General features: G+C 70.4%; 20 protein-coding genes. 9 read left to right on the top strand and 11 right to left on the bottom strand.

Annotation, left to right across the window (positions count from 1 at the left end):
* Positions 1 to 147 precede the first annotated feature (147 nt).
* The 6 genes from spt to VPH46_RS12775 all read right to left on the bottom strand — a co-directional run bounded on the left by spt (position 148) and on the right by VPH46_RS12775 (position 5,500).
* Positions 148 to 1,410 carry a serine palmitoyltransferase gene (gene spt, locus VPH46_RS12800; RefSeq protein WP_416611774.1) on the bottom strand — a complete coding sequence of 421 codons (1,263 nt, stop codon included), beginning with the start codon at positions 1,408 to 1,410 and terminating at the stop codon, positions 148 to 150.
* A 67-nt stretch (positions 1,411 to 1,477) separates the two neighbouring features.
* Complete coding sequence (locus VPH46_RS12795; protein WP_229362588.1) at positions 1,478 to 1,723, bottom strand: acyl carrier protein; 246 nt, start codon at positions 1,721 to 1,723, stop codon at positions 1,478 to 1,480.
* Positions 1,724 to 1,794: 71 nt separating this feature from the next.
* Positions 1,795 to 2,700 (bottom strand): SDR family oxidoreductase, encoded by a 906-nt coding sequence (locus VPH46_RS12790; protein ID WP_416611772.1) that lies wholly within the window; start codon positions 2,698 to 2,700, stop codon positions 1,795 to 1,797.
* Positions 2,697 to 3,815 (bottom strand): glutamate 5-kinase, encoded by a 1,119-nt coding sequence (gene proB, locus VPH46_RS12785; RefSeq protein ID WP_416611770.1) that lies wholly within the window; start codon positions 3,813 to 3,815, stop codon positions 2,697 to 2,699. Before proB ends, VPH46_RS12790 begins: the two co-directional genes overlap by 4 nt.
* Positions 3,816 to 3,830: 15 nt before the next feature.
* The gene (obgE, locus tag VPH46_RS12780) at positions 3,831 to 4,877 is read right to left on the bottom strand and encodes a GTPase ObgE (RefSeq protein ID WP_416611768.1); all 1,047 of its coding nucleotides are present in this window, start codon (positions 4,875 to 4,877) and stop codon (positions 3,831 to 3,833) included.
* Positions 4,878 to 4,906: 29 nt separating this feature from the next.
* Positions 4,907 to 5,500 carry a TetR/AcrR family transcriptional regulator gene (locus VPH46_RS12775; RefSeq protein ID WP_416611766.1) on the bottom strand — a complete coding sequence of 198 codons (594 nt, stop codon included), beginning with the start codon at positions 5,498 to 5,500 and terminating at the stop codon, positions 4,907 to 4,909.
* A 43-nt stretch (positions 5,501 to 5,543) separates the two neighbouring features.
* Between VPH46_RS12775 and VPH46_RS12770 the strand changes: the two genes are divergently transcribed.
* The 5 genes from VPH46_RS12770 to VPH46_RS12750 all read left to right on the top strand — a co-directional run bounded on the left by VPH46_RS12770 (position 5,544) and on the right by VPH46_RS12750 (position 9,780).
* Positions 5,544 to 6,392, top strand: a complete 849-nt coding sequence (locus tag VPH46_RS12770) for a metal-dependent hydrolase (protein ID WP_416611764.1) — start codon at positions 5,544 to 5,546, stop codon at positions 6,390 to 6,392.
* Positions 6,393 to 6,633: 241 nt separating this feature from the next.
* The gene (locus tag VPH46_RS12765) at positions 6,634 to 6,831 is read left to right on the top strand and encodes a hypothetical protein (RefSeq protein ID WP_125958993.1); all 198 of its coding nucleotides are present in this window, start codon (positions 6,634 to 6,636) and stop codon (positions 6,829 to 6,831) included.
* 9 nt (positions 6,832 to 6,840) lie between these two features.
* Positions 6,841 to 7,572, top strand: a complete 732-nt coding sequence (recO, locus tag VPH46_RS12760; RefSeq protein WP_416611761.1) for a DNA repair protein RecO — start codon at positions 6,841 to 6,843, stop codon at positions 7,570 to 7,572.
* A 46-nt stretch (positions 7,573 to 7,618) separates the two neighbouring features.
* Positions 7,619 to 8,665, top strand: a complete 1,047-nt coding sequence (gene leuB / locus VPH46_RS12755) for a 3-isopropylmalate dehydrogenase (protein ID WP_416611759.1) — start codon at positions 7,619 to 7,621, stop codon at positions 8,663 to 8,665.
* Entirely contained in the window at positions 8,662 to 9,780 is a 1,119-nt protein-coding gene (locus tag VPH46_RS12750; protein ID WP_416611757.1) for a glycosyltransferase family 2 protein, read from the top strand. The genes leuB and VPH46_RS12750 overlap by 4 nt, the downstream gene beginning before the upstream one ends.
* Positions 9,781 to 9,963: 183 nt before the next feature.
* Here the strand turns inward: VPH46_RS12750 and VPH46_RS12745 are convergent, their stop codons facing one another.
* The gene (locus VPH46_RS12745) at positions 9,964 to 11,208 is read right to left on the bottom strand and encodes a phospholipid carrier-dependent glycosyltransferase (protein ID WP_416611755.1); all 1,245 of its coding nucleotides are present in this window, start codon (positions 11,206 to 11,208) and stop codon (positions 9,964 to 9,966) included.
* Between the two features lie 130 nt (positions 11,209 to 11,338).
* Between VPH46_RS12745 and VPH46_RS12740 the strand changes: the two genes are divergently transcribed.
* The 4 genes from VPH46_RS12740 to VPH46_RS12725 are packed head-to-tail and all read left to right on the top strand — an operon-like array spanning position 11,339 to position 14,281.
* Entirely contained in the window at positions 11,339 to 12,547 is a 1,209-nt protein-coding gene (locus VPH46_RS12740) for a trans-sulfuration enzyme family protein (protein ID WP_416611753.1), read from the top strand.
* Positions 12,544 to 12,942 (top strand): Co2+/Mg2+ efflux protein ApaG, encoded by a 399-nt coding sequence (gene apaG / locus VPH46_RS12735; RefSeq protein ID WP_416611751.1) that lies wholly within the window; start codon positions 12,544 to 12,546, stop codon positions 12,940 to 12,942. Before VPH46_RS12740 ends, apaG begins: the two co-directional genes overlap by 4 nt.
* Positions 12,939 to 13,730 carry a LysR family transcriptional regulator gene (locus VPH46_RS12730; protein ID WP_416611749.1) on the top strand — a complete coding sequence of 264 codons (792 nt, stop codon included), beginning with the start codon at positions 12,939 to 12,941 and terminating at the stop codon, positions 13,728 to 13,730. The genes apaG and VPH46_RS12730 overlap by 4 nt, the downstream gene beginning before the upstream one ends.
* Positions 13,727 to 14,281: a GNAT family N-acetyltransferase gene (locus tag VPH46_RS12725; protein WP_416611747.1), complete on the top strand. Its 555-nt coding sequence runs from the start codon at positions 13,727 to 13,729 to the stop codon at positions 14,279 to 14,281. The genes VPH46_RS12730 and VPH46_RS12725 overlap by 4 nt, the downstream gene beginning before the upstream one ends.
* Positions 14,282 to 14,290: 9 nt before the next feature.
* Here VPH46_RS12725 and VPH46_RS12720 read toward each other — a convergent pair whose 3' ends face one another.
* The 4 genes from VPH46_RS12720 to rplU form a co-directional block, all read right to left on the bottom strand.
* Complete coding sequence (locus tag VPH46_RS12720; RefSeq protein WP_416611745.1) at positions 14,291 to 15,514, bottom strand: threonine synthase; 1,224 nt, start codon at positions 15,512 to 15,514, stop codon at positions 14,291 to 14,293.
* A 79-nt stretch (positions 15,515 to 15,593) separates the two neighbouring features.
* Positions 15,594 to 16,154: a GNAT family N-acetyltransferase gene (locus VPH46_RS12715; RefSeq protein ID WP_416611743.1), complete on the bottom strand. Its 561-nt coding sequence runs from the start codon at positions 16,152 to 16,154 to the stop codon at positions 15,594 to 15,596.
* A 175-nt stretch (positions 16,155 to 16,329) separates the two neighbouring features.
* Positions 16,330 to 16,599, bottom strand: coding sequence for a 50S ribosomal protein L27 (rpmA, locus tag VPH46_RS12710; protein WP_125958983.1), 270 nt, complete (start codon positions 16,597 to 16,599; stop codon positions 16,330 to 16,332).
* Positions 16,600 to 16,623: 24 nt separating this feature from the next.
* On the bottom strand, positions 16,624 to 16,950 hold the full coding sequence (gene rplU / locus VPH46_RS12705; protein ID WP_125958982.1) for a 50S ribosomal protein L21: 327 nt from the start codon (positions 16,948 to 16,950) through the stop codon (positions 16,624 to 16,626).
* Between the last annotated feature and the right edge of the window lie 138 nt (positions 16,951 to 17,088).

Raw genomic sequence — 17,088 nt, 5'->3', positions numbered from 1 at the left:
GTCCGACTGCCGCAAGGGAAAAGCGTACCCCGGCGAAGGCCGGGGCCCAGTTGCGGTGTCTTTGCGAGGGCAGGCTGACCTCACCGCCGCCTTCTCAACTGGGCCCCGGCCTTCGCCGGGGTACGGGGGACGCTCGAGTTGAGGTGCTTACGCGAGAACGCCCACCGCCTTGCCGGCCGCCTGGAACATGCCCAGCACCTTCTGGATCTGCTCCGGCGTGTGCTCGGCGCACAGCGAGCAGCGCAGCAGATAGGTGCCGGCCGGCGTCGCAGGCGGGCGCGCCATGTTGACGTAGAGGCCGCCCTCCAGCAGCGCCTGCCACATCGCCACCGCCTGGGTCTGGTCCTCCAGGATCACCGCGAGGATCGCGGAATCGGGCGTCTTGGTGCCGAGGCGGAAGCCCATGTCCTTGAGGCCGGCGTGCAGCGTCCGCGCGCTTTCCCACAGGCGGGCGCGCTTTTCATGGGCGTGCTGCAGCTTGCGGATCGAGACGGCGGCCGTTGCGACCACGCTCGGCGGCAGCGAGGCGGTGAAGATGTACGGGCGACAGGCAAGCCGGATCGCCTCGAACTTCGGGTGGTTCGACACGCAGAAGCCGCCGACGGTGCCGACCGACTTGGAGAAGGTGCCGACGATGAAGTCGACGTCGCCCTCGCAGCCCTGCGCCTCGTACACGCCGCGGCCGTTGGGGCCGTAGAAGCCCATCGAATGCGCTTCGTCCGACAGCACCATCGCGCCATGCTTCTTGGCGACGGCGACCATCTCCTTGAGCGGCGCCACATCGCCGAGCATCGAATAGACGCCCTCCAGCACGACGAGCTTGCCGGCGTCCTTGGGCAGGCGGCCGAGCCGCTTGTCGAGATCGGCGATATCGTTGTGGCGGAAGCGGACGACCTCGGCATAGCCCTGCTTGCAGCCGTCGTAGATCGAGGCGTGGCTGTCGGCGTCGAGGATGACGTAATCGCCCTTGCCGGCCAGCGTCGAGATCATGCCGAGGTTGGCCATGTAGCCGGTCGAGAACACGATCGCGCCCGACACGCCGTAGAAGTCGCGCAGCGCCTGCTCGACTTCCATATGGTCGCGGAAGGTGCCGTTGAGCATGCGGCTGCCGTTGGTGCCCGAGCCGAACTGTTCGAGCGCGTCCTTGCCGGCCTGGATCACGTCCGGGTCGAACGTCATGCCCATGTAGTTGTAGGTGCCGAGCAGGATCGTGTCGCGGCCGGCGATCACCGCCTCGGTCGGCGACTTCACCTGCTCCATGACGATCGCGAACGGATCGGTCACGCCGGTGTCGATCAGCGCCTGGCGTTCGGCGATCAGCGCGTCGAACTTGCTCATCAGGTCACGCTCCGGCGCGGCGGCCGGCAGATCGACGGGGAGCTGGTGCTGGGTGGCGGCGGCTTCGGTCATCTGTGTTTTCCTGGGGACACCATCGGGCGGATCCGGCGCGCGACGCGCCCGGTCCGCCCGAACGGCGTTAGTCCTGCTTGAGCTTGGCGACGGCGTCGGTGAGCTGGCCGACGGTCTCGATTTCCGCCTGCATGTTCATGGTGATGAGAATGTCGAACTCGTCCTCGACCGCCGCCACAAAGTCCATCACGGTCAGGCTGTCCCATTCGAGGTCGCCCGCGAAGGTGGTGGTCTCGCTCAGCGCCACGCCCTTCTTGTTGAACGGCTCGATCAGGCGGGAGACGGTGTCGAAGATGGCGGCGCGATCGCTCACAGGGGGCGTCCTTTGCAGATGGGGCCGTTCCTGGGCTGCGTGGCGCAGAAATCCGGCACGATTTTGGCGCTCTATAGCAGCCGGTTGGCGCGATACCATGCCGCGGTGGCGGCGAGACCGTCGGCGGTCGCGATCCGCGGGCGCCACAGCGCTTCGGGCGGGCGCGCGTCGGGGGACGAGGTCCAGTCGGGATGCGCCATATAGGCGGCGCGGTCGGGCGTGAGCTTGGCCTTGTCCCCGCGCGCCAGCCGGTCGATCCGTGCGCCCAGCCGCAGCACGCCGGCGGGCAGCGACAGCGGTAGCACGCGGCGGCCGACGGCGGTGCCGATCGCGCGGGCAAAGCCGGTGTGCGTCCAGGCGTCGGGCGTGCCGTCGTCTGGTTCGTAGATCGCGCGGCCGGTGTCCTGCCGGGCCAGCGCCAGCAGCAGCCGGGCGAGATCGTCGACGTGGATCAGCGACAGCCGCCCGGCCGGCGGCATCGGCAGCACGCCGAAGCGCGCGGCGCGGAACAGCTCCAGCATCTCCAGGTCGCCGGGGCCGTAGACGGCGGGCGGGCGCACCATCGTCCAGGCGAGCGGGGAGGCGCGCACCGCATCCTCGGCTCCCGCCTTGGAGCGGCCATATTGCGACAAGCCCGGTTCGCGCGCGGCGAGCGAGGAGACGTGGACGAAGTGTTGGACGCCGGCGGCTTCGGCGGCGGCGAGCACCGCGCGGGTGCCGTCGATGTTGCCGCGGGTGAAGCCCTCCGGCGTCGGCGCGTTCACCACCCCGGCGATGTGGATCACCGCATCGGCGCCGCGCACCAGGTCGGCAAGCGCGTCGGGCGTATCGAGCGCGCCCTGGACCCAGGTGACGCCCGCCTGCGCCGGCTGCGGTCGGCGGGTGAGCGCGCGCACGCTGTGTCCCGCCTCCAGCGCCAGCGCGAGGGTGCGGCCGCCGACGAAGCCGGTCGCGCCAGTGATCGCGAGGATACTCACGCCACCACCATGTGGTTGCGGTGGACCAGCGCGGCGCGCGGTGCGTGGCCGAGGATCGCGTCGAGTTCGTCGCTGCGGCGGCCGACGATGCGGACTGCTTCGTCCGCGTCATATTCGCTGAGGCCCCGTGCGACCGGCTGGCCGGCCTCGTCCAGGATCATCACCAGGTCGCCGCGCGCGAACCGCCCTTCGACGCGGGTGGCGCCCGCCGGCAGCAGGCTGCGCCCGTCCTGGAGCGCGCGTGCCGCACCGGCGTCGATGTGGACGGTCCCGCACGCGACGAGGCGTCCTTGCAGCCATGCCTTGCGCGCGGGCTGGGCGGGGCGGGCGACGAACACGGTGCCGCGGCCGGTGTCGGCAAAGCGGGAGAGCGGGCGATCGACGCGGCCCGAGGCGATGGCGAGGTGCGCGCCCGCCGCAGTGGCGATCCTGGCCGCCTGCACCTTCGACACCATGCCGCCCGATCCCATGCCGGAGGCGGAGCGGGTGTCGGCCATCGCCTCCACCGCGGCGTCAATGCGTTCGACCCGCTCGATGAAGCGGGCATCGGGATCATGGGTGGGGTTGCGGTCGTAGAGCCCATCGATGTCGGACAGCAGCACCACGCCGTCGGCATTCGCCGCCTGGCCGACGCGGGCGGCGAGCCGGTCGTTGTCGCCGAAGCGGATCTCTTCCGTGGCGACGCTGTCGTTCTCGTTCACCACCGGCACGACGCCCAGCGTCAGCAGCCGGCCGAGCGTGGCGGCGACGTTCAGGTAGCGGCGGCGCTGCTCCAGGTCGTCCAGCGTCACCAGCAGCTGCGCGGCGGTGAGGCCCCGGTCGGCGAGCAGCTCGGCCCATGCCCCCGACAGCGCGATCTGCCCCGTGGCGGCGGCGGCCTGCGCATCCTCCAGGCTGGCACGGCCGCCTTTGGGCAGCCCCAGCCGCCGCGCGCCGAGCGCGATCGCGCCGGAGGAGACGACGATCACCTGCTGGCCGGCGGCGTGGCGCTCGGCGATGTCCTCGACCAGGCCGCCCAACCAGTCGCGCCGGATCGCGCCGCCGGCGTCGACCAGCAGCGCGGACCCGACCTTGACCACCAGGCGCGGGCAGGCGGCGGGGGCGAACAGCGACATGGGATCAGGCGCGCGTCAGATCGGCGACCATTCGATCGGATCCTCGCCCTCATCGCTGTCGTCGACCTGCGGGTTTTCCGGATCCATCAGCTCGATCAGCTGGTCGAGCACCCAGTCGACGCCGACGCCGCTGGCACCCGACATCGGGATCACCGGCGCGCCGCTCGCCTCTTCCAGCTCAGCCGAAAGGGCGGCGATCAACTCGTCGTCCAGCGTGTCGATCTTGTTGAGGACGACGATCACGCGCTTGTCGGTCAGGCCCGCGCCGTAATTCTCGAGCTCCGCGCGCACGATCCGATAGCTCTCGGCCACGTCCGCGTCGTTAGCGTCGACCAGGTGCAGCAGCACGCGGCAGCGCTCGATGTGCCCCAGGAAACGGTCGCCGATGCCCGCGCCCTCGGCCGCACCCTCGATCAGGCCGGGGATGTCGGCGATCACGAACTCGCGCATCTTATGGCTGACCACGCCCAGCTGCGGGCGGGTGGTGGTGAAGGCATAGGCGCCGACCTTGGCCTGGGCATTGGTGACGGCGTTGATGAAGGTCGACTTGCCCGCATTGGGCAGGCCCACCAGGCCGACGTCGGCGAGCAGCTTCAGGCGCAGCCACACCCAGGCTTCGTCGCCAGGCCAGCCGGTGCCGTGCTGGCGCGGCGCGCGGTTGGTCGAGGTCTTGTAGCTGGCGTTGCCGCGGCCACCGTCGCCACCGCGCAGGAACACCTCGCGCTGGCCGGCGCGGGTGAAGTCGAGCAGCACGGTCTCCTTGTCCTCGGCGAGGACCTGAGTCCCCACCGGCACCTGGATGACCAGATCGTCGCCGCCGCCGCCGGTCTTGTTCGAGCCCGAACCGCCCTTGCCGCGCGGGGCCCGGAAATGCTGGGTGTAGCGGAAGTCGATCAGCGTGTTGAGGCCGGGGACGGCTTCGAACACGATGTCGCCGCCCTTGCCGCCGTCACCGCCGTCGGGGCCGCCATATTCGATGAACTTTTCGCGGCGGAAGCCGACGGCACCGGGGCCGCCCGTTCCGGAACGCACGAAAATCTTGGCTTGATCGAGAAAATGCATGGAAGCCGCTTTACGTGCGCGCGGGGCTTTTATCCACCGCCCTCGTGCAGGACGCCATAGGAGGACAGCAGCCGCTGGCGGGCGAGGGTGCGGGCGCGGTCGCGCGGCAGGCCCAGCGCCTTGGCCATGGCGCCGCCGAGCAGCGCGTCGCCGAGCGCGATCAGCACCAGGTGCAGCGTCTCGTCCGCAAGCGGCAGGTCGCCGAGGCCGGAGTCGGTCGCGAGTTCGTCGACCAGCCGATGGATCGCGTCCAGCACCGGATCGAGCAGCTGGTGGTTGCCCGACAGGATCATCCAGCTGGCGAGCGCGCCGGCACCCTGGTGACCGAACGCGTCGAAGGTGAGGTCCACCACTTCGCTCGGATCGCCCTTGCTCCGCGCGCGCAGCGCCGCCGCGCCGATCTCCGCGGTGATGGTCGCCGCCATGCGTTCGGCCAACGCCTCCTGCAGCCCGGCGGCCGAGCCGAAATGGTGGAGCAGATTGGCGTGGGTGCGGCCGATCCGCGCAGCGACCGCCTTCAGCGTCACGCTCTGCGGGCCGCTTTCGACCAGCAGCGCGCGGGCGGCATCGAGCGCTGCGTCACGGGACTCTGCCGAAGACAGGCGCCGGCGCGTTATTGACATGAATGTAAGTAGTCCATAGCTCCATCCTGACTGGAGGAATTTCATGGCGAAGGCAAAGACTCCCGCGGACCTCACGATCACCCCGCGCGACCTGCGCTTCGGGCGCGGGCAGGCGCGGCGGCGCTGGTGGCTGAACGACGATCCGGTGGCGACCGCGCTGTTCAACGCGCTGTCGGTCACCTTCCCCAAGGGCGAGGCGTTCTTCATCGAAAGCGTGCGGCGCTTCCGGGAAGGCGTGTCGCCGCGGCTGGCCGAGGAGATCGCCGCGTTCGTTCGGCAGGAGGCGATCCACACCCGCGAGCATGTCGCCTTCAACCGCCACGTCGCCGAGCAGGGCTATGACGTGTCGCGCCTGGAAGCGCGCGTGGACGAGGAACTGGCGATCGCCCGCGCGCGTCCGCCGATCGTCTCGCTGGCCGCGACCCTGTGCCTGGAGCATTTCACCGCCATCCTGGCGCACGCGATCCTGGCCGACCCGCGCCATCTGGAGGGCGGGGACCAGGGCGCCGCGGACCTGTGGCGCTGGCACGCGATCGAGGAGATCGAGCACAAGGGCGTCGCCTATGACGTGTGGATGCACGCGACCCGCGACTGGAGCCGCTGGCGGCGCTGGGTGGTGAAGGCACATGCGATGCTGATCGTCACCGCCCGCTTCCTGAGCGGCCGCACCCGCGGCATCCTAGACCTCTTGGAGCAGGACGGATTGAAGGGCGCGGGCGTGAAGTGGCGGCTGTTCCGCTACGCCTTCGGCCGCCCCGGCGTCGCGCGCAGCCTGGTGCGGCCGTGGATCGCCTTCTTCCTGCCGGGCTTCCACCCCTGGAACCACGACGACCGCGCGCTGATCAACAAGGCCGACAGCGAGTTCGCCGCGGCGCGGCTGGCGGTGGCGTAGGGGGCACGCCCGCCCGGCCCTTAATCTCCATCCCCGTTTGTCTCGAGTAGGGATCGAGCTTGTCGAGAGCCCGTATCGAGAGAGCCGCAACGGCCGACCTCTCGATACGCCGTCTCGACAAGCTCGACGGCTACTCGAGGCGAACGGGTGGGGATGGGATGCGGAGCAGGAGGGGCGGACAAGACGCCCTGCTTGTCTCGCCCCACTGGAACCCCATCGCCCGATGCGGCATGGCGGGGCCATGCGCACCATCTCGCACGATGTCGCCGTCCGGCTCTATCACCTCGACGACGAGGGAGGCGTGGCCACCACCATCCTCTACGGCACGCTGGCCGAGGCGTTGGCGCGCGCGGCGGCCGAGCCGGAGGAGGTCCAGGCCGGGCTCTATCTCCAGACCAGCAACGACGTGGTGTCGTACCTGGATTACTGCGAGGGCTGAGGCGCACCCATGCACCTGATCGCCGAGGCCATCCTGCTGTCCGTGCGCGGGCATGGCGAGCATGGCGCGGTGGTGCGGGCGCTGACCGAACGCGCCGGCGTGCAACCGGGCTACGTCCGCGGCGGACGCTCGCGGGCGCTGCGACCGGTGCTCCAGCCGGCGAACCTGGTGCGCGGCGAATGGCGCGCGCGCACCGAGGAGCAGCTGGCGGCGCTGACGGTCGAGCTGGTCCACAGCCGCGCGCCCTTGTTCGCCGAACCGCTGGCGGCCGCCGCCATCGAATGGGCGTGCGCGCTCACCGCCACCGCCTTGCCGGACGGCCTGCCCTATCCGCGGCTGCACGCGGCGCTCTCGGCGGTGCTCGACGCGGTGGAGGCGGCACCGGCGGCGCGCGGCTGGGCGGCGGCACTCGCCCGCTATGAACTGCTGGTGCTGGCGGAGCTGGGCTTCGGCCTTGACCTGGAGCGCTGCGTCGCCACCGGCGTGGACGAGGACCTCGCCTTTGTGAGCCCGAAGAGCGGCGCCGCTGTCAGCCGCGCCGCGGCCACCGGCTACGAAACCCGGCTGCTCCCGCTGCCCGCCTTCCTGCGCGAAGGCGGCGAGGCGGATTGGGCCCAGCTGTTCGACGCGCTGCGGCTGACCGGCCATTTCCTGGAGCGCGACGTGCTGGTCGGGCGCGGCGCGGAGGCGCTGGCGGCGCGGCAGCGGCTGGTCGAAAGGCTGAAAAGGGCGGTTGCGTGAGCGAGGCGGGCGGGGCAATTCGCGAAACCCAGCCGAAGGGAATGGAATGTCGCTGATCGCCTTGTTGCCCGGAGACGGGATCGGACCCGAAGTTGTCACCCAGGCCCGCCGCGTGCTCGAGGCCTTGTCGCTCGACCTGGTGTTTGAGGAAGCGCCCGTCGGGGGCGCCGCCTATCTGCAGGAGGGGCATCCGCTGCCCGCAGCCACGCTGGCGCTCGCCAGGCGCGCGGACGCGGTGCTGTTCGGCGCGGTCGGCGATCCCCGTTTCGATGCGGTCGAGCGCGCGTTCCGGCCCGAGCAGGCGATCCTGGGGCTGCGCCGCGAGCTGGGGCTGTTCGCCAACCTGCGCCCGGCCAAGCTGTTTCCGGGGCTGGAGGACGCCTCCGCGCTCAAGCCCGAGGTTGCCGGCGCGATCGACATGGTGATCGTGCGCGAGCTAAACGGCGACGTCTATTTCGGCGAAAAGGGCCGGCGCACGACGCTCGAAGGTCTGCGCGAAGGCTATGACCTGATGAGCTACGACGAGCGCGAGGTGGAGCGGATCGCCCGCGTCGGCTTCGAGACCGCGCGCGTGCGAAGCAAGCGCCTGTGCTCGGTCGACAAGGCCAATGTGCTGGAAACCAGCCAGCTGTGGCGCGACGTCGTCAACAGCGTCGCGACCGAATATCCCGACGTGCACCTCACCCACATGTACGTCGACAACGCCGCCATGCAGCTGGTGCGCAACCCCGGCCAGTTCGACGTGATCGTCACCGGCAACCTGTTTGGCGACATCCTGTCCGACCAGGCGAGCATGTGCGCGGGCTCGATCGGCATGCTGCCCTCGGCCGCGCTCGATACGGGCAAGAAGGGCCTGTATGAGCCAATCCACGGCTCCGCGCCCGACATCGCCGGCCAGGGCAAGGCCAATCCGTGCGCGACGATCCTGTCGGCGGCGATGATGCTGCGCTACTCGCTCGACGACGAAGCTTCGGCCGAGCGGATCGAGCGCGCGGTCGAGGGCGCGCTGACCGCGGGCGTCCGCACGCCCGACCTGGGCGGCACCGCCACCACTGCCGAAATGGCCGACGCGATCCTGGCCCGGCTGGCGTGAACCCGGCGCTCGCGCTCGCGGTCGTCGTCCCGGTCTTCAACGAGCGCGCCAATGTGGCGCTGCTCGTGGAGAAGCTGGCGGCGGCGCTCGCAGGCCGGGCGTGGGAAGTGATCTTCGTCGACGACGACAGCCCCGACGGCACCGCCGAAGTCGCGCGCGCCCTGGCGGCGACCGACCCGCGGGTGCGGGTGATCCAGCGGATCGGCCGGCGCGGGCTTTCGACCGCGTGCATCGAGGGGATGTGCGCCACCGCCGCGCCCGTGGTGGCGGTGATCGACGGCGATCTCCAGCATGACGAGATGCTGCTGCCGCGCATGCTCGACGCGCTGGAGGGGGACGCGGCCCTCGACCTGGTGATCGGGTCGCGTTTCGTGGACGGCGGCGGCACCGGGGAGTGGGACGCCGATCGCGTCGCCAAGTCCGCCTTTGCCACCAGGCTGTCGCGCCGGCTGCTGAAGGCCGACCTGTCGGACCCGATGAGCGGCTTCTTCATGATCCGCACGTCGCTGGTGCGTGCGCTGGTGCCGTCGCTGTCGGGCATCGGCTTCAAGATCCTGCTCGACATCGTGACGGCGAGCCCGCGTTCCTTGCGCTTCGTGGAACTGCCCTATGTGTTCCGCACGCGCGTCGCGGGCGAGAGCAAGCTCGACCATGTCGTGGCGCTCGAATATCTGATCGCGCTCTACGACCGCATGTTCGGGCGGATCGTGCCGGTTCGCTTCGTGCTGTTCTCCGCGATCGGCGCGGCGGGCGCGGCGGTGCACCTGGGGCTGCTGGCGCTGCTGCTGGAACTGGCGCCGATCGGCTTCGTCGCCGCGACCATCCTCGCCACTGTGGCGGCGATGACGTTCAACTTCTTCCTCAACAACGCGCTCACCTATCGCGACCGCCGGCTGAAGGGCGCGCGGGCGCTGCTCGACGGCTGGGTGTCCTTCTGCCTGGTGTGCGCGGTGGGGGCGGTCGCCAATGTCGGCGTGGCGGCGTTCCTCTACGACGTGCGCGGCGGCGCCTGGGCCGTGCCGGCGCTGGCGGGCGTGCTGGTGGGCGCGGTGTGGAACTTCGCCCTGTCGAGCCGCTTCACCTGGGGGCGCTACGGCCGCAGGGCGGCGGCGTGAGGCATCGGTCGGATTGACATCCCTCCTTTCCCGTTTGTCTCGAGTAGGGATCGAGCTTGTCGAGAGCCCGTATCGAGAGAGCCGCAACCGCCGACCTCTCGATACGCCATCTCGACAAGCTCGATGGCTACTCGAGGCGAACGGATAAGGCGAAAGGGCGCAACGCCTGCGCTGAACGTCGCTTCACCGCCAGCTGTCGAACCACATCCACCGGTTGAACGCGCCCGGCCCGTCCAGCGGTGCGGCGCTCAGGATCGGCCAGAAGTGGAAGAAGGCGAACAGCGCCGCGAACAGGAAGATCTCGTCCAGGTAGCGGCGTCGGCTCTGCGGAAAGGCGTGAAAGGCCGCGGCGATCGCCACGCACAGGAAGATCCCCGACAGGTGATAATAATAGAAGAAGCCGAGCGACTTGGGGATCGCCGCCCAGAGCGCCAGCGAGGCCACCCACAGCAGCCCCGCGCCGCCGATCGCGGCCGAGCGCCGCCGCAGCCCGGCCCACAGGCAGGCCGCCACCGCGACCAGGCCCCCGTACCAGATCACCGGATTGCCGATCAGCAGCACGCCGCGCTGCACGCCCCCGTCGGGCTCGTAGAAATACCAGATCGGGCGGATCAGCAGCGGCCAGCTCCACCAGTCCGACTGGTAGGGATGCGGCGGCAGCAGCTGCGTCTGGCGCTCGTACATATAGTGCTGGAACGGGATCAGCTCGCCCAGCGTCATCGGATCGAGCCGGTAGAAGAACGCGGGCAGGAAGGTGAGGAAATAGGTAGCGATGCTCACCAGCCCCAGCACCAGCACGGCGGCGAACCCGTTGACGCCGGGGAAATAGCGGTCGCGGTCGCGCCACTTGGTCCAGAGGATCAGCAGGCAGGCAAACGCGACATAGGGCGCCGCCACCCATTTGGTGCCGACCGACAGGCCGAACAGCACCGCCGACAGCAGCAGCCGCGGCCACACGCGTCCGCGGGGGCCACGCATGGCCCACAGCAGCGCCGCGATCGCGCAGGTGACGAACGCGCCGAGGAACCCCTCCAGCATCGCGATCCGCGCCTGGATATAGACGGTCTGGTTGAGCAGCACGAACACGGCACCCAGCACCGCGATGCGGGCGCGGCCGAACAGCAGCCACAGGATGGCGAACACGCCCAGCACCGTGGCCGTGCCCGCGAGCGTCGACAGCGCCCGCCACCCGATCGGATTGTCCCCGAACAGATGGATGCCGAGACCAATCAGCTCCTTTGCGACCAGCGGATGTTCGGTATTGGCCGGCTCCGCGAGCGCCCACAGGGTTCGTGCGGCCGGGACATAATGGACCTCGTCGAAGGTCAGCACCGACGGGGCACCCAGTCGATAGCAGAACAGCAGCTGCGCGGCCGCGCCGATCAGCAGGGCCAGGGTCCACGGGCGATCGCGCAGGCGGGAGAGCATGGCCGTGCTGATAGGTCGGAAGCGCCGCCGGGGATAGGGCGCGCAGCGTAGGCGCCGTACCGCCGGGGCGGAGCATCGGGCCTGCCCCAAGTGCTTGCACGGCTGGCCTCAAGGGAGCAAAGCGAGCGCCATGAAGCGCACCACCGGACAAGACCGCACGATCACCCGCAACTGGCGCCCGGCGACGCAGGCCGTGCGTGGCGGCACCGCCCGCAGCGAGTTCGGCGAAACCTCCGAGGCGTTGTTCCTGACCTCGGGCTATTGCTACGACAAGGCGGGCGACGCCGCCGCGCGCTTTGCCGGCGAGCAGCAGGGGATGACCTACTCCCGCCTCCAGAACCCGACCGTGGAGATGCTCGAGGAGCGGATCGCGCTGCTGGAAGGTGCCGAGGCGTGCCGGACGATGGCGTCGGGCATGGCGGCGATGACCGCAGCGCTGCTCTGCCAGCTGCAGCAGGGCGACCATGTCGTCGCCGGCCGCGCGCTGTTCGGGTCGTGCCGCTGGCTGACCGACACGCTGCTCCCCAAGTTCGGCATCGAGACCACCGTGGTCGACGCCCGCGACGCGCAGCAGTTCGCCGACGCCGCGCGGCCCAACACCAAGGTGTTCTTCTTCGAAACGCCGTCCAACCCGACCATGGACGTGGTCGACCTGAAGGCGGTGTGCGGCATCGCGCGCGAGCGCGGCATCGTCTCGGTCGTCGACAATGCGTTCGCGACGCCGGCGCTGCAGCGGCCGATGGAGTTCGGCGCCGACGTCGTCGCCTATTCCGCGACCAAGATGATGGACGGGCAGGGCCGTGTGCTCGCCGGTGCGGTGACCGGCAGCAGTGCCTTCATCAACGACGTGCTGCTGCCCTTCACCCGCAACACCGGCCCCACGCTGTCCGCGTTCAACGCCTGGGTGGTGCTCAAGGGCCTGGAGACGCTGGACCTGCGCATCCGCCGCCAGAGCGAGAATGCGCTCGCGGTCGGCCGCTTCCTGGAGACGCGCGTGCCGCGCATCAACCATCCGGGCCTGCCGAGCCATCCGCAGCATGCGCTGGCGATGGCGCAGATGGATGCGGCCGGTCCGATCTTCTCGTTCGAGGTCGATGGCGGGCGTACCCAGGCGCACGCGCTGCTCGATGCGCTGGCCCTCATCGACATCAGCAACAACATCGGCGATTCGCGTTCGCTGATGACGCACCCGGCTTCCACCACCCATGCGAGCGTCGCCGAGGACAAGCGCGTCGAGATGGGCATCGGCGAGGGGCTGCTGCGCCTCAACGTCGGGCTGGAAGACCCGCAGGACCTGATCGAGGATCTCGACCAGGCGCTCACCGCGGCAGGTCTGTGAAGGCGTTCTTCCCCTATGTGGCAGAGACGCGCGGGGTCACCGTGCGCGTCTCCGTCAGCTATCTGGCGGAGCAGTCGGAGCCGGCGCAGGCGCGCTGGTTCTGGGCCTATCACATCCGCATCGAGAATAACGGCGAGCGCGCCGTCCAGCTGCTGACCCGCCACTGGGTCATCACCGACGGTCGCGGCGAACGGCACAGCGTCGAGGGCGAGGGCGTCGTTGGCGAGCAGCCGCTGATCCTGCCGGGCGCCAGCTACGACTATGTGTCGGGCTGCCCGCTCACCACTTCCACCGGATCGATGCAGGGCAGCTATCATATGCTCGACACCGAAGGCGCCGCGTTCGACGTGGTCATTCCGAAGTTTGCGCTGACCGCACCGGCGGTGGGCGCGTGAAGCGGACGCACCTGCCGCTGAACGGCCTGCGCGTGCTCGACGCGGCCGCGCGCCACCTGTCCTTCACCCGCGCGGCGGACGAGCTGGCGGTGACGCCGGCGGCGGTCGGCCAGCAGGTCCGCGCGCTGGAGGACACGCTGGGCGTGGTGCTGTTCCGCCGCACCACCAAGGGGCTGGAGCTGACGCCGGAGGGCGAGGCTGGCCTGGCGGCGCTGCGCGACGGCTTCCTCCAGTTCGAGGAAGCGGTGCGCGCCATGCAGGCGGGCCAGTCTTCCAAGTCGCTGACCGTCGCCGCACCGCGCGACCTCACGCAAAAGTGGTTGATGCCCAAGCTCGCGGAGATTGCGCGTGTCGACCGCGAGCTCCGCTTCGTGCTGGTCGCCGCCGACGACGCGGTGGAGTTCACCGAGGCGAACCTCGATCTCGCGATCCGCTGGGGCGAGGGGCCGGGCGTGCACGAGGGCGAGGCGCTGGAGTCCGAGGGGCTGGTGACGGTGGCCGCCCCCGGATCCGCCACCGACACGGTGATCGGCTGGCCGGGCTGCCCGGGTGGCGAGGCGCAGGCGCTGGTGCAGGTCGCCGATGCCGGCCTCGCGATCGATGCGGCTGCCGCCGGTCTGGGGCGTGCGACCGTGCCGGAGCTGCTCGCGCGCGCCGATCTCGCCGCCGGCCGGGTGGTGGCGCTCGGGGAGGCCCAGGTGGGGCGGGCGGGCTATTGGCTGGTCGCCCCGCTGCCGCAATGGCGCCAGAAGAAGGTCCGCGCATTGGTCGAGGCGCTGGGCGCGTGAACCCGGTGCCGGCGGCATTGCCGGTGCTGGAGACGGCGCGGCTGCAGCTGCGCCCGCTCGAAGCCGCCGATGCGGAGGCGCTGCACCCCACGCTTTCCGATCCCGTCAGCATGACCTGGTGGTCGCATCCGCCGATGGAGAGCCTGGCGGAGACGCGCGCGCATTTGGAGCGCAACGCAGCCTCTTCCGATTGGCGCAATTGCGTGTTCGTGCCGCGCGAGGGCGGGTCGGCGATCGGCTTCGTCGCAGTGGGCGAGAAGCGCAACGGCGCGTGCGAGCTCGGCTACATGATCGCCCGCGAACATCGGGGCTCGGGGCTGGCGCGCGAGGCGGTGTCGGCCGTGCTCGACCATCTCTTCGCCGCGGAGGGCCGGCGCCGGGTGTTCGCCGATACCGACCCCGACAACATGGCCTCGCGCGCCCTGCTGGAACGCCTGGGCTTCACGCTGGAGGGCCGCCTGCGCGCCGAGTGGGAAACTCACATCGGCATCCGCGACAGCCTGATCTACGGCCTGCTGCGCGACGAGTGGCTGGGCGCCCGCCCGCGCTAAGCCGCCCGGCTACAGCGCCGCCAAATCGATTTCGGCGTTGCGGTCCAACCAGTTGTCGGTCGGCGGCATCGGGTACTTCAGCCCCGTCGCGCAGTTGAACAGCACCGTGCGCTCCTCCGGGTCGACCAGCCCGTCGGCGAGCGCCTGACGATAGGCGGCAAGCGTCGCGCCGCCCTCGGGGCAGAGCAGCAGGCCGTCCTTGCGCGCGGCTTCGTCCACCGCGGCCAGGATCGCGGGATCACCGACCGCCAGCGCCTGGCCGCCCGATTTGCGCACCGCCCGCAGGATCAGGAAGTCGCCCACCGCGCGTGGCACGCGGATGCCGGCGGCGACGGTGGCGGCGTCCTCCCAGCGCTCGGCATGTTCCTCGCCCGCTTCGAACGCGCGCACGATCGGCGCGCAGCCGGATGCCTGGACGGCGTACATGCGCGGCCGCTTCGATCCGATCCAGCCGAGCCGCTCCATCTCGTCGAACGCCTTCCACATGCCGATCAGGCCGGTCCCGCCGCCGGTGGGGTAGAAGATCGCGTCGGGCAGCTCCCAGCCGAACTGGGCGGCGAGCTCCAGCCCCATCGTCTTCTTGCCCTCGATCCGGTACGGCTCCTTGAGGGTCGAGAAGTCGAACCAGCGGCCCTCCGCGGCGCCGCGCGCAACGATCGCGCCGCACTCGTCGATCTGGCCGTTGACCCGCCAGACGCGGGCGCCTTGCGCCGCGATCTCGCGGACGTTCACCTCCGGGGTTTCCTCGGGGCAGAGCACCACCGTCTCGATGCCGCAGCGCGCCGCATAGGCGGCGAGCGCCGCGCCCGCATTGCCGTTGGTCGGCATGGCGATGCGGGTCACGCCCAGCTCGCGCGCCATCGCCACCGCCATCACCAGCCCGCGCGCCTTGAACGATCCGGTGGGAAGCCGCCCCTCGTCCTTGACGATCGCGCCCCGGCCGCCGGAGCGCGGGATCGGCACCAGCGGCGTCTCGATCTCGCCCAGCGACACGATGCTCCCGGTCCGCCGCACCGGCAGCAGCTCGCGCCAGCGCCACAGGTCGGTCGGCCGCGCCGCAATCGCGTCGCGCGACACCGCCTGCCCGAGCGCATCCAGGTCGTAGCGGACCAGCAGCGGCCGCCCCACCCGGGAGAGGCCGTGCAGCCGGTCGGCTTCATAGCGCTCGCCCGTCATCGAGCATTCGAGGTGGCTGACGAAGGTCGGCCGGTCGCTGTGCAGATTCTCGTTCACACCGCCTGCTTAGACCGCGGGGCGTCACGCTGTCACGCGCCCGGGGGCGAGCCGCCGCACACGACTCGCCCCTCGTCGATCAGGCCGCGAGCGGCGGTGCGTCGGAAATGTCGGGCAGCGCCGCAGTACCCGCACGCTGGCGGCGATAGTGCACGGCCGGCACCTCGCTCCCGCGCGCGCGGCAAGGGGCGAGGGCCTGCTCCCCGGTCGGGCGGAAGCCCAGCTTGCGCAGCACGCGGCCAGAGGCGGCGTTGTCCACGAAGTGGCAGGCCGACACCTCCGGGATGCGCAGCGTGTCGGCGATCGCGAGCACCGCCCGCGCCGCCTCGGTCGCATAGCCGCGGCCCCAGGCATCGGGCGTGATCCAATAGCCGAGCTCGTGCGCGCCCGCGTCGCTCCGGTGAAGGCCGGCGCCGCCCACCAGGCGAATGCCGTCGCCCTCGTGCGCGAACACCAGCAGCGACGGGGTGCGCGGGGCCTGCGGCGTGCGCAGGAATGCCTCGGCATCGCCCAGCGCATAGGGCCAGGGCATGCGGCTGGTGTTGCGTGCGACGGCTTCGTGGCCCGCGGCGCGGGCGAGCTGAGGGGCATCCTCGACCCAGCCGGGCCGCAGCGTCAGGCGTTCGGTACGGGCGAACATGTCCGCTCTCCTCTTGCGCGGGCGCCTACGCCGTCATGATGACAGCGGCGCGACCGTTTCGGGCAGAGGGAGCAATAAAAAAGGGAGCCGGGGCGGACCCGTCTCCCTTGTTGGCTGGTCCCGCTGGCTGCGGGACCCGGGTCGCCCTGGTGGGCAACCCGGTTGGTTGCCCTATTTATTCAGCCGCAATCGCCGGCATGTCGACCGAGCAGAATTTACGGCCAAGCTTGCCCTCGCGGAACGACACGCGGCCGTCGACGAGCGCGAACAGGGTGTGGTCCTTGCCCATGCCGACGTTGGTGCCCGGGTAGAACTTGGTCCCGCGCTGGCGCACGATAATGTTGCCCGCGACCACTTCCTGGCCACCGAACTTCTTCACGCCAAGACGACGGCCTGCCGAATCACGACCGTTGCGCGACGAACCGCCTGCTTTCTTATGTGCCATGGTTCAAACTCCTCGTGTTCGCGCTCAGGCGGCTGCGCTGTCGTCAGCGCGGCTGTCGCCGATCGCGGTGATCTTCAGGATGGTGTGCTGCTGGCGATGGCCGTTCTTGCGGCGATAGTTGTGGCGGCGACGCTTCTTGAAAACGATCACCTTCTCACCCTTCGCCTGGGCGACGATCTCGGCGGAGACCGTGAGGCCCTCGACCGACTTCAGCTCGCTGCCCTCGCCGGCGAGCAGAACGTCGCCCAGGGTCACGTTGCTGCCGGCGTCGCCGTCCAGCTTCTCAACGACGATCTTGTCTCCGGCGGCGACGCGATACTGCTTGCCGCCCGTGCGCACGACTGCGAACATGGCCCTCATCACTTCCCAAAAGCATGTGCCCGCGCAGGGAAGCCCGGCGCAGGAGAGAGGGCGAGCTAGGCGAGCCCGGCCGTCGTGTCAAGGCTGAATGCCCGCAAGGGGCCGTGCGGGAGGGGCGCAGGCCGGACG

This window comes from Sphingomonas sp. MJ1 (PH-R8) (assembly GCF_048058635.1).
Classification (GTDB): domain Bacteria; phylum Pseudomonadota; class Alphaproteobacteria; order Sphingomonadales; family Sphingomonadaceae; genus Sphingomonas.
Note: the sequence above shows the minus strand (reverse complement) of the source record. Positions and strands in the feature narration are given on the sequence as shown.

What these genes read in the sequence shown, in the direction of transcription:
- recO (WP_416611761.1), top strand. Translation starts at nt 6,841, where the DNA reads ATGCACCTGATCGCCGAGGCCATCCTGCTGTCCGTGCGCGGGCATGGC.
- VPH46_RS12715 (WP_416611743.1), bottom strand. Translation starts at nt 16,154, where the DNA reads ATGTTCGCCCGTACCGAACGCCTGACGCTGCGGCCCGGCTGGGTCGAG.
- VPH46_RS12770 (WP_416611764.1), top strand. Translation starts at nt 5,544, where the DNA reads ATGGCGAAGGCAAAGACTCCCGCGGACCTCACGATCACCCCGCGCGAC.
- rplU (WP_125958982.1), bottom strand. Translation starts at nt 16,950, where the DNA reads ATGTTCGCAGTCGTGCGCACGGGCGGCAAGCAGTATCGCGTCGCCGCC.
- VPH46_RS12765 (WP_125958993.1), top strand. Translation starts at nt 6,634, where the DNA reads ATGCGCACCATCTCGCACGATGTCGCCGTCCGGCTCTATCACCTCGAC.
- VPH46_RS12745 (WP_416611755.1), bottom strand. Translation starts at nt 11,208, where the DNA reads ATGCTCTCCCGCCTGCGCGATCGCCCGTGGACCCTGGCCCTGCTGATC.
- leuB (WP_416611759.1), top strand. Translation starts at nt 7,619, where the DNA reads ATGTCGCTGATCGCCTTGTTGCCCGGAGACGGGATCGGACCCGAAGTT.
- spt (WP_416611774.1), bottom strand. Translation starts at nt 1,410, where the DNA reads ATGACCGAAGCCGCCGCCACCCAGCACCAGCTCCCCGTCGATCTGCCG.
- obgE (WP_416611768.1), bottom strand. Translation starts at nt 4,877, where the DNA reads ATGCATTTTCTCGATCAAGCCAAGATTTTCGTGCGTTCCGGAACGGGC.
- VPH46_RS12775 (WP_416611766.1), bottom strand. Translation starts at nt 5,500, where the DNA reads ATGTCAATAACGCGCCGGCGCCTGTCTTCGGCAGAGTCCCGTGACGCA.
- rpmA (WP_125958983.1), bottom strand. Translation starts at nt 16,599, where the DNA reads ATGGCACATAAGAAAGCAGGCGGTTCGTCGCGCAACGGTCGTGATTCG.
- proB (WP_416611770.1), bottom strand. Translation starts at nt 3,815, where the DNA reads ATGTCGCTGTTCGCCCCCGCCGCCTGCCCGCGCCTGGTGGTCAAGGTC.
- VPH46_RS12740 (WP_416611753.1), top strand. Translation starts at nt 11,339, where the DNA reads ATGAAGCGCACCACCGGACAAGACCGCACGATCACCCGCAACTGGCGC.